The organism is Paenibacillus sp. J31P13 (genome assembly GCF_056269295.1).
Genome location: NZ_JBWDNR010000003.1, coordinates 295583 through 309285, shown reverse-complemented (window position 1 = coordinate 309285; position 13703 = coordinate 295583). Strand labels below are relative to the sequence as shown.

Genomic DNA, 13703 nt, shown 5'->3' with positions numbered 1-13703 from the left:
CGTATGTATGATGACTCTCATGAGTGCATGTAGCGACCAGAACGGGAGTAATAAAGCAGCTCCAACCTCGAGCACAGTGCCTGCCGCCAGTAATGATGCAAAAGGAATGAACGAGCCCAATGTTACGGAAGCGGTTACAACAAAAGAACCTGTTTTTGCAAACGTTTCCGTTCATGATCCTTCCATTATTAAAGTGGAAGATACGTTCTATGTATTTGGATCACATCTTGCCGCGGCAAAGTCAAAGGACCTGATGTCATGGGAACAGATCAACTCCAGTGTTTATGAAGGAAACCCCATTATTCCTGATGTGCTGACTGAAATGAGCGAAGGGCTTGAGTGGGCTGAGAGTGATACCTTCTGGGCGGGCGATGTGATTCAGCTTCCAGACGGAAAATATTATATGTATTACAGCATTTGCAAAGGAGATTCTCCACGTTCCGTACTCGGCATTGCCGTTGCGGATAAGGTTGAAGGACCCTACAAAAACAAGGGCATTATTTTGAAATCCGGCATGTGGAATGATATTGGCGAGGATGGAACCTTGTATGATGCGACCATTCATCCTAACGTAGTTGACCCCAACGTATTTTACGACAAAGACGGCATCCTATGGATGGTATACGGCTCTTACTCCGGCGGTATTTTCATTATGAAGTTGAATGCGGAGACAGGACGGCCTTACCCTGACCAAGGCTATGGCAAAAAGCTCCTCGGCAATAATCACAGCCGAATCGAAGCCCCTTATATCATGTATAACAAGGAAACGGATTATTATTATTTATTCCTCTCCTATGGCGGATTAGATTCTACTGGCGGCTACAATATTCGTGTTGCACGCTCCAAAACGCCAGATGGTCCTTATCTAGATTCAGAAGGCAAAGAGATGATCGATGCATTTGGCGCTTTCGGCACCTTCTTTGATGATGCTTCTATCGCACCTTATGGAGCTAAGCTTATTGGAAATTTCCAAATGGATAATGTAGAAGGTGAAGTCGCCAATATTGGAACAGGCTATGCTTCTCCAGGACATAATTCAACATACGTTGATCCCGAAACCGGCAAAATGTTCAATATCTTTCATACACGCTTCCCATCACGCGGTGAAGGCCATGAGCTGAGAGTTCATCAAATGCTGATGAACACCGAAGGCTGGCCCGTTATCGCTCCGCATCGTTACGCAGGAGAAACAATCGCCAAAGTAACCGAGGAAGAGATTATCGGCGACTATAAATACATTAATCACGGCAAGGACATCACTGAGGAGGTAAAACCGGCTAGCCTCATTACGCTTAGTGAAGACGGTAAAATATCTGGAAGTGTAAGCGGCACTTGGAAGAGCACAGGTGAGCATACACTGGACCTTACAATAGACGGAAAGATCTATTACGGCACCCTGCTGCGTCAATGGAATGAGGGAACATTGAGCTACGTCATGACGTTTAGCGCTTTATCGATGGAAGGCGTGGCAATCTGGGGCAGTCATGTGTCCAAAGAATAAGCCACAATAAGTCATTTTCCGTAGAAATATCGCTTCATAGCTTATATTCATACAAAAGGACAGCCAATTGGCTGTCCTTTCCTTCCTTTATGCTACATCTACTTTCTCAATATTCCGTATTGACCACCATGCCAGCGCAACCCCAAAGCATGCTAACACCATTGGAATATAAATAACCGAAGCGAGAGAAAAGACAGGATTATGTGAGCTGATCACCGCAACAATTAAGAATGAAGATGTGATTGTAGCGGGAACTGAATACTTTCTCATACCGAAGTATAACGGAATTAGACTCGTTCCTGCTGCAGCTATGCTGAATGCAAGGATACTTATGAACTGCTGAGCATATTGATCAACAGACGGATCACCAGCAATAAATTGTACGTAATGATTAATGCCGAAGAAAGCAGCAACAATAAAAATATTTGAAAGCAGCATGGATACAAATGTCATTCCTGCGACAAGCATTAATTTTGAAGCAATAATTTTCTTCCGATTGATTGGGTACATAAACATCACAAATATTGTTTTGTTTTTATACTCATCTATAACGAGCTTACTAATGAGAACCGCAGCAAATACAACAAACGTCGCTCTTACCAAGGAGCCTTGAATGATGAACATCTCATCAAAACTGCTTACCGCACTGCGGCCTTCTAGTTTTTCAACATAACAAATCATGAATAAGAGCGATATCATACAGAGATTTGCGATAAGAACGCCTTTTGTGTACCATCCCATCTTCGTTTTCATCAATTCCAATTTCATAAGCTTCAGCATCCGTTCAACCTCCTTCCGCTTGCACTAAATCGAGGAAATATTGCTCAAGCGACGTATATTTTCGAGTCAATGATTCTACCTCGATATCGTTTAACGCCAATGATTTGGAGATAACCTTTTGAACGGCTCCTGATTCAAAGATGCGAATCATATTTTCGTTTATGATTTTAAAATTAGTAAGCTTAAGCTCATCCGCAAGAACGGCACATGCCCCCGTACGATTTGGCGTTACAAGCTCAATATATTCCGCATTTTCCCCTCTAATGGCTTCCATCGATACTTGCTTGATAAGCTTCCCCTCATGTATAACACCAATTGTATCGGCAATTTGCTCAATTTCATTCAGAATATGACTGGAAATAAGCAGCGTAATACCGTAATCCTTACTTAGGGTTTGAAATAATTCTCTCATTTCTTTGATTCCTGAGGGATCAAGACCGTTGATCGGCTCATCCAAAACGAGCAGCTCAGGCTTCGTCATTATCGCTCTAGCTATCGCCAGCCGCTGTTTCATCCCTAGCGAAAAATCTTTCACCCTTTTATTATCGGTATTTTTCAATTGAACCATATCCAGCGCTTTGCTAATCACGCTCTTATCATGATAGCCCATATATTCGCAATGAAGATCCAAGTTTTTCCTCGCACTCAGCTTCTCATAAAATACAGGATACTCGATGATACTCCCCATTCGCTTGAACATGTCATAGCTGGAATCTGTTAAAGGTTCATCAAATAGTACAATCTCACCCTGTGTTGGCTTTACTAAATTCGCAATCATCTTCATAAGGGTTGTTTTTCCCGCACCATTCGGTCCTAGAAAACCGTAAATCTCGCCCCGTTGTACGGTCATGTTAACATCAGACACAACTTCCTTGCCCTCATAACATTTCGTTAGTTGATTTGTACTTAGAATACAGTTCACCGTCGTTCCCCTTCCCAATCGTTTGTTAATCTTATTCTAAGCGATAAAACTCTCTTATTTGTCGCGCGTTTCTTACATAAATCTTAAGTTCTAATAATTGATCCGCTTCAATCGAACCATGAAGACTGTTTTCTGGAAAGGCACACTCTTCAGCGTAATGTCTCCTCCCATTGCTTCAACAAGCCGTTTCGTGATCGTAAGACCTAAGCCGCTTCCTTGAAAGGCTTTGTTTCTTGACTCCTCCAATGTAATCATCCGCTCGAAGACAAGCTCTTGGTCACGCGCATTTATGCCTTTGCCGTTGTCCCATATCTCGATAAATATGGATTGTTCATCATAAGTTAACGTAACGCCAATACGGTCACCATCACTTCCGTACCGAATGGCATTTGACATTAAATTATTGAAAACTCGCTCCAGCGCCTCTTCATTGGCTAGAGCATAAAGCGGCTGATCCGGCAAATCAATCTGTGCTCGAAAGCCTTTGGCCTCTACTAATTCATAAAAGGAAAGTATGCTTTTTTTGATGCATTCATTAATGGGTACTCTTGCAAGCGGAATAGCCTTATCACCAGACTCCAGTCTCGCCAGATCAAAGAATGTATTCATGAGACTAATGATTTCATAGGTTTTTTTATGGATGAGGGAGAACAAACGTTGTCTCTCTTCATCGCTGATGGAAGGTTTGTTTTGAATCATTTCAATGTAACCCAGCACAACAGTCAATGGTGTTTTCATATCATGCGAAATATTAGCCAGCATTTTTTTCATTGAGCTCTCTGTTTTTCTGAAATCAGCCATTATTTTCTGATTATGATCCAGCAGCTCGTTTAAGATTACAAGCAATGCTTGCAGCTCTCGATCATCTGTCATAAGCAATAATTGCTGGGACGAGTTCTGCTTCATAATTTCACTTAGTTTATTTGACATATACTCTATGCGATTACTTCTATTTCGTCTCATTTGATATTGTGTCAAATTTAATAGAGCAAGAAGGACGACTAGGACGATGAGCAAAATCATCATATCAAAATTGACCCAGCTTATAGCCGATTCCCCATAATGTCTTGATATATTGCGGTGAAGATGGCTGATCTTCGATTTTTTCTCTCAGCCTGCTCATATGTACGTTTATTATATTTTCGTCTCCATAATAATCATTTTCCCAAACGGTGTGATAGATTTGCTCCTTTGTGAACACTCTTGTCGGGTTTGCAGCTAACAGCTTTAGAATTTTCCATTCTTTTAGAGTGAGCTTTAGCTCTTCCCCTCTCTTTGTAGCATGAAAATTCTCCGTATCAACCGTCAATTCATGGATATGAATAAGTGTAGACTTCATTTCCACCTGTTGGCTTTGCCCCGAATACTGCGTCGATCTTCGAATGATCGCCTTCACCCTTGCAATCAGCTCCAGCATGGAGAATGGCTTTGCTATATAATCGTCAGCGCCAAGCCCCAGACCGAGCGCTTTATCCACGTCGCCGTCCTTGGCAGATACAATGAGAACGGGAACTGTGCTCTGCTCTCTCATTATTTTTAAGAACGCTATGCCATTGAGCTTCGGCAGCATGATATCCAATAAAATCAAGTCGAATCTGCTCTGACGAAACAGCGCAAGAGCTTCCTCGCCATCTGCTGCATGCACAACGTCATAGCCTTCCATTTTCAAATAGGACTGAACCATCTCGCTAATTGACGTATCATCTTCTACAAGCAGTATGCTATGCTTCATTCCTTACCACCGCCATTTTATATTTCTTTCCGTATATGAATTCCCATCTATATCCTACTATATCATTCGGTTATACCGCCAAAAAAATTAGATTAACCCCTCCGATAACCAGTTAATATTATATTTATTCTAGGCGAGCTTGATATTTCAAGCCTCTTACGATTAGAATGTAGCCAAGTTCCAATACTAGATACATTAAGAAGCTTTATTGATCCATTTATTGATTTCACATAAAAAAAACTCAATGAAAAAGGTGCTTGATACATGAGAACTCATATTTTAGTCGTTGATGATGATCCTCACATTCGGGAGCTTTTGCGGTTTCTTCTAAGCAAGGAAGGATACACCGTATTTGAAGCGGAGAATGGCGAACAAGGATCCCTTCTTATGGAGAATGAATTAATCCATTTGGCTGTCGTAGATGTCATGATGCCAATGAAAAATGGTTGGGAGCTTTGCCAGGAAATCCGGCAGTATTATGATATTCCGATCATTATGCTCACTGCCAAAGGAGCAATAGAAGATAAAGAAAAGGGCTTCTCGTCCGGAACGGATGATTATATGGTTAAGCCTTTTGAACCGAAGGAATTATTGTTTCGCGTAAAGGCTTTGCTCCGCCGCTATCAGATGGTCTCTTCTGATTTGATTCGTTTAAACGATGTATCCATCGACCGTCAAAGCTACGAGGTAACAGCAGGAGATGAAGTTCTCGTATTGCCATTGAAGGAGTTTCAACTTTTGTCTCAACTAGCCGGTCACCCCGGACGCATATTTACTCGAGAGCAGCTTCTTAAGCTTATTTGGGGAGAGGATTTCGAAGGAGACAGCCGAACCATTGATGTCCATATCAAAAGATTGCGAGATCGCTTCGCCTCGTTTAACGATGATTTCATCATCTCTACAATTCGAGGAATCGGCTATAAGCTGGAGGTTCAAGCCAAATGAGGACCTTATATTTTCGTATCGTCTTTATTTTTATATTGATTTCCTTCGCCAGCATGGTACTAGCACTCTTGCTCACAAATATTTACTATGCAGAGAACGTACGAGAATATAACGAGCAAAAAATTATGAATATTGGTGAAGAAATTCAGACGCTGTATGAAAAGACGAGCGAGATTGAGCTGGGGGAATATTTGACCCATATCGGCAACATCGGATTTCAAATCTATGTGGTGGATAACGAGCTGCAAGGAACCTTTTACGGGACGCCTTTTAGGCATCAGGAGATTGACAGCAAATATGTCCGGGAGGTACTGAACGGAGCAACCTATAACGGAATTATGGAAGAACGTCATCTGCTTGCGGTATTCAGCCTATTTGAAAGCAGCATTCAGAATAGTATCGGACTGCCTATAACCGTCAAGGATAAGCCTTACGCCATGTTTATACGCCCTAACCTGGAGCAGCAATTCGGTGAAGTGCGGATTATTGTAGCCGTTCTGTTCGGCCTCATTTTTGTTCTCAGCATATTATTCATTATCATCACAACGCGATTCATTGTGAAGCCCGTGAAAAACCTTACTGCAGCGACCAATAAAATTGTTAACGGCGACTATGATATAAAAATGGATATTACACGTCGGGACGAACTTGGAAATCTCGCTCGTCATTTCACTCAAATGGCTTCATCCATTAAGCAGCTGGATGAGATGAGACAAGAGTTTGTCGCTAACGTCTCACATGAATTTCAATCTCCCTTGACGTCCATCCAAGGCTTCTCCCAAGCTATTTTGGATAAAAAAACGACGCCCGAGGAAGAAGAACGCTACCTGCAAATCATCGAGAAGGAAAGTAGAAGACTCTCTGTGCTTAGCAAGCAGCTCCTAACGCTGGCAGCTCTCGATAAGGAAGAAACGGTGATGAATGTCACTTCCTTCCGGCTTGATGAGCAGATCAGGCAAGTATTGATCGCAACGGAATGGCAGTGGACAGAAAAACAATTGCTATTGGAGCCTGAGTTGCTCGAAACCACGGTGAAGGCAGACGCTGGACTGCTCTATCAGGTATGGCATAATCTGATCACGAACAGCATTAAGTTTTCTCGGGAAGGAGACTCGATCCGAATTGGGATCACGGTAGATCATAGCATTACAGTTACGATCAGCGATACTGGGATTGGCATACCGGAAGATGAGCTGCTTCATATCTTTGATCGGTTTCATAAAGTTGATGCCGCTAGAAGTCGAACGAACTCAGGAAGCGGATTGGGACTTTCCATTGTGAAGAAAGTGATCGATATGCATAGGGGAACCATTACGATCAACAGCCGCCTCGGAGAAGGAACGACTATTATCGTAAGGCTGCCACTAATTTAGAGCGTTATAAATAATAATAGCAGTTTAACCTCATCAAACATGCACCCGCTGAAATGCTGAAACACACCCTATAGAGCATAAATTGGAAGAACCCTTAAAAGGGAAAACCAATGAAGCTTTGTAGGGTGTGTTTTTGATAAAAAAGAGCAGCAAGATAAACCGTATGAAAAAAAGAGTAAGCAGGAATCTGAATTGCAGCGGAAAATCATCTGAATTGGGGTTCGCTTCAGAATTCCTCTACCTTAGTTTTAACGCGACTATCCACTTCATGCGTATTCCTATCTGATTTAAACGTTTTAAACGTCCAGAAGGCTCTTAAAATGCGTTAAAAATCGTATTTTATATACATTTTACGTATGTTATCATAGAGATCCTAATGAAGAGGAGGGCTTTTTTGAATTATATTAGTTCCAATACTATATCATCATCTTCACAACAGCTAATCGATTTCTTGGACGGAAGATTACCATGAGCAGTTCACTTATTGCACTGGTAGTTGTTGCGGTTTTTGTTGGTGCCTTGATGAAATCGATGTTCGGCTTTGGGGAAGCGATAGTGAGTATGCCCTTACTTGCACTGCTGCCGCTCCCTCTACATACTTCGGTTTCTCTGATTGGGTTAGCGGGGCTAACCGTCGCTTTACTAACTGTATTCAGCGGTTGGCGTCATGTTGAACGCCCTGTTCTGATCCGATTAGCTGTTTCAACCGTTATCGGAATTCCTGCAGGACTTGTTTTGCTTCAACTGGCTCCTGCAATCGTCATTACGTCTGCACTTGGTATTTTCCTTATTGCTTTTGGATGTTACTCTTTGATCAAAAAAATGGTCTCACGAGCAATCGAACGTCCATTGCTTAACAATCGCGGATGGGTATTGCCGTTCGGATTTGCCTCTGGAGTACTTGGCAGCGCTTATAATTTCAATGGAGTGCCGGTTGTGATCTACGGCACCTTAAGGCGTTGGAACCCCGATCGTTTTCGAGGAACATTACAAGCACATTTTCTTATATCTGGCGTTCTTGTTGTCGCAGGACATGCTCTAGGCGGATTATGGACGTCTGACGCATTCATTTATTACGCCTACTCACTGCCGGCAATTCTAGCAGCTACCGTACTCGGGGTTTTCTTAAATAAGCGAATTCCTGCAGCGAAATTTGAACGTTACTTATTCATTATTATAATTGCACTAGGCATTCTATTATTATTAACCCGCGGTTCAAGCTAAGTATTTTAGCGGCACTGACATGCTTTTAAAAAAACCAAAGGCCTTCTCGATGATTAGAGGCTGCCTTTGGATTCTTTTTGGTAGTACCTTTAATAATACTAGATGAATTGCCCCTGAGTGACCGGTCGCGCATTGCGGAAATGCCCTTCACTTGGACGCGGAAGGCCAAGGTGATCGCGAAGGGTATCTCCTGAGTAGTCTTCACGGAACAATCCGCGCTCCTGCAAGATAGGAACAACATCATTAACGAAATCATCCAGCCCGCCCGGAAGAACAGGAGCCATGATATTGAAGCCGTCGCAGCCGTATTCCTCGAACCAAAGCTGAATGAGGTCAGCAAGCTGAACTGGCGTGCCAACAAACTGCAAATGGCCTCTTGCACCGAGTATTTTGCTGCCAAGCGCCCGCATGGATAGCTTCTCATTGCGCGCCAAATCCATAATAAGCTGAACACGGCTTTTCATACCATTGGAAGCTTCCACAGGGTCTGGAATATCCGGAAGCTGCTCATCCAGTGAATAACCGCTTAGATCAAAGCCCAGAAAACCAGATAAAAAGCCAACAATATGTGCATCAGGGATGAGATCCTGCAGCTCTTGATAACGCCGCTTCGCTTCTTCCTCTGTTGCTCCAAGAACAGGAGATAGACCAGGCATAATTTTCATACTGCCGCGCTCTCGCCCATAATCGGCAAGCTTGCCGTTCACGCTCTCATAGAATGCTTTTGCAGCCTCTAATGATTGCTGCGCGGTAAAGATTACCTCACCGATGCTAGCTGCAAAGTCCTGACCGGGAGCGGAAGATCCCGCTTGAATGAGTACGGGATATCCTTGCGGCGATCTCGGAACATTAAGCGGTCCTTTCGTAGAATACCACTCGCCGCTATAATCAACCGGCTGTACCTTCGCCTCGTTTGCGAACTGACCGGACTGCCTATCAAGCACAAGAGCGCCATCCTCCCAGCTATCCCACAGGCGCGTTACGACATCAACGAACTCACGTGCCATTTGGTAGCGAAGACCATGCTCAGGGTGCTTGGGCTTGCCGTAATTATGCGCTTCAATATCAAGCTGCGAAGTGACAATATTCCAGCCTGCACGGCCACCGCTAATATGATCCAAAGTAGAGAATTTGCGCGCTACGTTAAATGGCTCGTTGTAGGTAGTAGATACCGTTGCCGTCAAACCGATCTTCTCCGTCGCTGCCGATAAAGCAGACAGCAGCGAGATGGGCTCTAGCATACCAGCTACCGCTCCACCTACATTTGTTGCGTATAGCAAATCTGCAAAAAAGATCATATCAAACTTTCCGCGTTCCGCTGTCTGTGCCAGCTTGCGATAAAATTTTATGTCAAACATGCCTTCAACGCCCGAATCCGGGTGACGCCAGCCTGCATGATGATGCCCTGCATAATAAATGAATGCTCCCAGATGGAGCTGATCGTTCCGTTTTCCCATATCCCGATTCCTGCCTCTCTCAACTATATCGATGTCTTTACCCTTTGAAAGTATCCCGCCAACGAAGCCATTTTGTTTCCAGCAGCCGAACTGCCGAATCAGACAATTTACCGAATACAGCAAACAGGATAATCCCTGCAAACACAATTTCCGTTTGAGAATAGGCTCTAGCATCCTGAATCATATACCCTATCCCTGCACTCGTTCCCATCATTTCCGCAACAACAAGGAGCAGCCATGAAGCACCGAGTGAGAGTCTAATGCCAAGGAGAATATTCGGAAGCGCAGCAGGTATGATAAGCTTCGTCACCTGCTGAAGCTTCGTATATTGGAAGATACGCGATACTTCATACAGCTTTAAGTCCGTGCTTCGAGTACCCAGAAACGTATTCACATACACAGGAAAGAAAGCGCCAAGACCTATTAACAACACCTTTGAAAACTCTCCAATTCCAAACCACAAAATAAATAATGGAATCACAGAGAGAAGCGGTACAGTCCGCAGCATTTGCAGCGAAGGATCAAGCGTCTTCTCTACGATCTTGCCTAGTCCCGCAGATAATCCGAGCAGTAAGCCAAGTGTACTTCCGAGAAGAAAGCCTAAACCTGCACGGTAGATGCTTATACTCAAGTGCTTAACCATTTCTCCGCTCTGGCATAGCTCAATAAAGCTTTTTACAATATGCAGCGGAGTTGGCAGCAGCGTCTCGGATAATATGCCAAGTCCACTGACGGTTTGCCATACGACCACAATAATGACAGGAACAATCCAGCCATGAAGCGGCTTCGGAATACGACTGAGCCAATCCTGCTGCGCTGTTTTGATGACCATTTCTTTCGATGCTGCTCCTTCACTCATGACGGCCCATCCCCCTTGTAGCTGTCCTGCCACCTAAGCAATCTTTTCTCCAGCAGCTTCACAAGAGAGTCCGTTAGCTTCCCAACAGCGGCGAAAATAATAATGCCTACAAAAACAACGGAAGTAATCATCAAATAACGAGCATCATTGATTAGGAATCCAATTCCTGAGCTGGAGCCCATCATTTCAGCAACAACCAAGCCCAGCCACGCCACCCCAATCGAAAGACGTACACCAAGGAATATATTAGGCAGCGACGCAGGAAGCACTAGCTTCGCAATCATTTGCCAGCGGCTGAACTGAAGCACCCTAGCTACATCAAACAGCTTGCCGTCAACCGAACGAATTCCAAGAAACGTATTCACATACAATGGGAAAAACGCGCCTTTTGCAATGAGTAACACCTTCGATGTCTCATCGAATCCAAACCATAATATGAATAGCGGCGCAACTGCCAAATGAGGCAGCGTGCGCAGCATTTGCAGCGATGGATCGATGAGTCTCTCCGTCTTGTAAGAAAACCCGACCCACAAGCCTGCAGCAAGACCAAGCCCTCCGCCAAGCAGAAACCCTAGCAGCGCACGCCAAGTTGAGATGCCGAGATGGTGAATCAACTCACCGGATAACGTTAAATTAACGAACTCTTCGATAATTAAGCCCGGCGTTGGCAGCAGTGTCGGATTGAGCTTGCCCATCATCCCCGCAATTTGCCAGACCGCTAATAGGCTGACTGGGAGCAATAGACTGAGCAATAGGTTGACGGTCTTGATGGAGAGACGGCTTCGAGGCCGTCTCTTCTTTACCTTGATGGGATTTAACAACACGCTTTCCGATACTGCACCAGCCATAATGAACGCCTCATTCCCTTTAGATCTCTGTGTTATTTCAACGCTTCTTCTATGAATTGGTTATCAAACACTTCAGATACATCAATTTTCTTGCGAATGGTTTTTATTTCGTATTGGAAGTCTGCTGTTTTTTGCTGCTCAGCAATAATCTCGTCACTTACAGGAATGCTAATTGCTTTCGAGCGATCCGAAATCGCTCTAATAAGAGGAGCTGGAACATTTCTTTCCTTCGCATAGCGCTCAACCGATTCATCATAGTTGTCATTTTCCCAAGCTAGCGTTTTGTTCCATACTTTCAAATAAAGCGTAACAAGCTCAGGATAATCATCAGCTATTTTCTTCCTCACAATGTTAAAGGATGGAGATAAAACGCCTAACTGTTCACCGTCAGCCAACACTTTCGCTTTATCCTGAAGCGTGTTAAGCGTGATGTTAGGATCCCAAGTTGCCCATGCATCGACTTTCCCTGATTCAAAAGCAGGCTGCGCTTCATCCGGTTGAAGCTGAATAATTTCCAAATCCGATGATTTCAGTCCCGCTTGATCCAGGCCGCGATACAAGAAGTTATAGGCATTGCTGCCTTTGGCAACCGCAACCTTCTTCCCTTTGAGATCTTTAACCGATGCGATGGTGCTGTTCTTTGGAATGATAATGGCAACATTGTTTTTACCGCTTAACGCTTGAGAGATTACTTTAAATTTAATGTCAGCAGCTTGCGCCGCAATAATTGGCATATTGCCAAGCCCTGCAAAATCCAGACGATTAGATGCGATCGCTTCCGTCATAGGCGGTCCGCTTTGGAATTCTGCATACTCCACTTTCACGCCAAGCTTGCCGAATTCATCGTCAAACCATTTTTCTTCAATCGCTTTACCCATCAATCCCCCACTGCCCTGATAGCCGATTGTAATGGTAAGTCCGTCATATTTTTTTGCATTATCTCCGCCCGAATTGCCTGATTTCTCATTCTCTGCCTTTCCATTGCCGGAAGCCGCGCATCCGCTTATAAACACCGCTAATATCAAAATAGCTGCCGTAAGCCATCGTAAATTTCTCATCCCTAATCTCTCCCTATTGATCTTTTTATTTTTCATTTCAGTTCCACTAATGCTGTATTTCTCCGTTAAATACCTGCACCTTCATCCACATGGGGCCCTTCGACCTTCTCGAATTCATTAAGCACCTTATGCCGCAGCTCTTGAAAAGAATGCCCAGCTCTCTTTCGTGGATAGGGAAGATCAATCGGTAAAATATTTCGAATATGCCCGGGACGAGGATTCATAATTACGACCCGTTCTCCCAAAAATACAGCTTCATCTAAGTCATGTGTGACGAATAGCATCGTCGTCCGATTCTTCTGCCAAATATCGAGAAGAACCTCTTGCATATGCGACCTCGTAAAGGCATCAAGCGCCCCAAAAGGCTCATCAAGCAATAGAATATCAGGGCTGCGAAGCAATGCTCTTGCTATAGCTACCCGCTGCGCCATTCCCCCTGACAACTCCCTTGGATAAGCGTTCTCGAACCCTTTCAATCGAACCAGCTCAATTAGCTCATCCACTCGTTTACGAACCTCGGGTTTGCGAAGCGATAGATTAGCGGCAATATTTTTCTCCACCGTTAACCAAGGAAACAATCGCGGCTCTTGAAAAATAAATCCTTTTTCTATACTAGGTCCCTCGATCGGCTTACCATTCAGCAAGACTGTTCCTTCATAGCGGGTATCTAGTCCTGCCACGATTTTAAGCAACGTACTCTTGCCACAGCCGCTCGGCCCGATAATGGTAATAAATTCACCTTGTTTCACCTGAAGCCCAATACGATTTAACGCAATTACATCGCCTGACGGTGTAGCAAACGTCTTATTAAGCTCTTGAACAACGAGCATTTCTGCAGCCATTTGCCTTTCCCCCTCTACAAACATATTATTAATACCTGTTTACTCGGATTTATGGTAAAATAAAAAGACTTAACGCGTAAAAGGTACGAACGTTAAATCTCCAGTGGTCTGGTCGATTTGGTTATAAGATTACATATTTCACAATTTGAATATGAGTTCGGT

General features: G+C 43.8%; 13 protein-coding genes. 4 read left to right on the top strand and 9 right to left on the bottom strand.

The window, feature by feature from the left end:
* Positions 1-106: 106 nt before the first annotated feature.
* Positions 107-1501, top strand: a complete 1395-nt coding sequence (locus tag AC0YOD_RS12280) for a glycoside hydrolase family 43 protein (protein WP_475799981.1) — start codon at positions 107-109, stop codon at positions 1499-1501.
* Between the two features lie 87 nt (positions 1502-1588).
* On the opposite strand, the gene AC0YOD_RS12275 is transcribed toward AC0YOD_RS12280, so the two are convergent.
* The 4 genes from AC0YOD_RS12275 to AC0YOD_RS12260 all read right to left on the bottom strand — a co-directional run bounded on the left by AC0YOD_RS12275 (position 1589) and on the right by AC0YOD_RS12260 (position 4935).
* Entirely contained in the window at positions 1589-2281 is a 693-nt protein-coding gene (locus AC0YOD_RS12275; protein WP_475799586.1) for an ABC transporter permease, read from the bottom strand.
* A gap of 4 nt (positions 2282-2285) precedes the next feature.
* On the bottom strand, positions 2286-3203 hold the full coding sequence (locus AC0YOD_RS12270) for an ABC transporter ATP-binding protein (RefSeq protein WP_475799585.1): 918 nt from the start codon (positions 3201-3203) through the stop codon (positions 2286-2288).
* A 90-nt stretch (positions 3204-3293) separates the two neighbouring features.
* Positions 3294-4229: a sensor histidine kinase gene (locus tag AC0YOD_RS12265; RefSeq protein WP_475799584.1), complete on the bottom strand. Its 936-nt coding sequence runs from the start codon at positions 4227-4229 to the stop codon at positions 3294-3296.
* Position 4230: 1 nt separating this feature from the next.
* A complete protein-coding gene (locus AC0YOD_RS12260) occupies positions 4231-4935 on the bottom strand; it encodes a response regulator transcription factor (RefSeq protein WP_475799583.1) in 705 nt (234 codons plus the stop codon).
* 264 nt (positions 4936-5199) lie between these two features.
* Between AC0YOD_RS12260 and AC0YOD_RS12255 the strand changes: the two genes are divergently transcribed.
* The 3 genes from AC0YOD_RS12255 to AC0YOD_RS12245 all read left to right on the top strand — a co-directional run bounded on the left by AC0YOD_RS12255 (position 5200) and on the right by AC0YOD_RS12245 (position 8477).
* Positions 5200-5880, top strand: coding sequence for a response regulator transcription factor (locus tag AC0YOD_RS12255; protein ID WP_475799582.1), 681 nt, complete (start codon positions 5200-5202; stop codon positions 5878-5880).
* Positions 5877-7253 (top strand): sensor histidine kinase, encoded by a 1377-nt coding sequence (locus tag AC0YOD_RS12250; RefSeq protein WP_475799581.1) that lies wholly within the window; start codon positions 5877-5879, stop codon positions 7251-7253. Before AC0YOD_RS12255 ends, AC0YOD_RS12250 begins: the two co-directional genes overlap by 4 nt.
* A 468-nt stretch (positions 7254-7721) precedes the next feature.
* A complete protein-coding gene (locus tag AC0YOD_RS12245; RefSeq protein ID WP_475799580.1) occupies positions 7722-8477 on the top strand; it encodes a sulfite exporter TauE/SafE family protein in 756 nt (251 codons plus the stop codon).
* A gap of 98 nt (positions 8478-8575) precedes the next feature.
* On the opposite strand, the gene AC0YOD_RS12240 is transcribed toward AC0YOD_RS12245, so the two are convergent.
* The 5 genes from AC0YOD_RS12240 to AC0YOD_RS12220 all read right to left on the bottom strand — a co-directional run bounded on the left by AC0YOD_RS12240 (position 8576) and on the right by AC0YOD_RS12220 (position 13541).
* The gene (locus tag AC0YOD_RS12240; protein ID WP_475799579.1) at positions 8576-9934 is read right to left on the bottom strand and encodes an LLM class flavin-dependent oxidoreductase; all 1359 of its coding nucleotides are present in this window, start codon (positions 9932-9934) and stop codon (positions 8576-8578) included.
* Between the two features lie 37 nt (positions 9935-9971).
* Positions 9972-10766: an ABC transporter permease gene (locus AC0YOD_RS12235; RefSeq protein ID WP_475799980.1), complete on the bottom strand. Its 795-nt coding sequence runs from the start codon at positions 10764-10766 to the stop codon at positions 9972-9974.
* Positions 10767-10789: 23 nt separating this feature from the next.
* Entirely contained in the window at positions 10790-11641 is an 852-nt protein-coding gene (locus AC0YOD_RS12230; protein WP_475799578.1) for an ABC transporter permease, read from the bottom strand.
* Positions 11642-11673: 32 nt separating this feature from the next.
* Entirely contained in the window at positions 11674-12699 is a 1026-nt protein-coding gene (locus AC0YOD_RS12225) for an aliphatic sulfonate ABC transporter substrate-binding protein (RefSeq protein ID WP_475799577.1), read from the bottom strand.
* A 65-nt stretch (positions 12700-12764) separates the two neighbouring features.
* Positions 12765-13541, bottom strand: coding sequence for an ABC transporter ATP-binding protein (locus tag AC0YOD_RS12220; protein ID WP_475799576.1), 777 nt, complete (start codon positions 13539-13541; stop codon positions 12765-12767).
* Between the last annotated feature and the right edge of the window lie 162 nt (positions 13542-13703).

Coding starts and splice junctions, on each gene's coding strand:
- AC0YOD_RS12245 (WP_475799580.1), top strand. CDS start 7,722: ATGAGCAGTTCACTTATTGCACTGGTAGTTGTTGCGGTTTTTGTTGGT.
- AC0YOD_RS12280 (WP_475799981.1), top strand. CDS start 107: ATGAACGAGCCCAATGTTACGGAAGCGGTTACAACAAAAGAACCTGTT.
- AC0YOD_RS12250 (WP_475799581.1), top strand. CDS start 5,877: ATGAGGACCTTATATTTTCGTATCGTCTTTATTTTTATATTGATTTCC.
- AC0YOD_RS12225 (WP_475799577.1), bottom strand. CDS start 12,699: ATGAGAAATTTACGATGGCTTACGGCAGCTATTTTGATATTAGCGGTG.
- AC0YOD_RS12255 (WP_475799582.1), top strand. CDS start 5,200: ATGAGAACTCATATTTTAGTCGTTGATGATGATCCTCACATTCGGGAG.
- AC0YOD_RS12230 (WP_475799578.1), bottom strand. CDS start 11,641: ATGGCTGGTGCAGTATCGGAAAGCGTGTTGTTAAATCCCATCAAGGTA.
- AC0YOD_RS12235 (WP_475799980.1), bottom strand. CDS start 10,766: ATGGTCATCAAAACAGCGCAGCAGGATTGGCTCAGTCGTATTCCGAAG.
- AC0YOD_RS12265 (WP_475799584.1), bottom strand. CDS start 4,229: ATGATGATTTTGCTCATCGTCCTAGTCGTCCTTCTTGCTCTATTAAAT.
- AC0YOD_RS12260 (WP_475799583.1), bottom strand. CDS start 4,935: ATGAAGCATAGCATACTGCTTGTAGAAGATGATACGTCAATTAGCGAG.
- AC0YOD_RS12240 (WP_475799579.1), bottom strand. CDS start 9,934: ATGGGAAAACGGAACGATCAGCTCCATCTGGGAGCATTCATTTATTAT.
- AC0YOD_RS12220 (WP_475799576.1), bottom strand. CDS start 13,541: ATGGCTGCAGAAATGCTCGTTGTTCAAGAGCTTAATAAGACGTTTGCT.
- AC0YOD_RS12275 (WP_475799586.1), bottom strand. CDS start 2,281: ATGCTGAAGCTTATGAAATTGGAATTGATGAAAACGAAGATGGGATGG.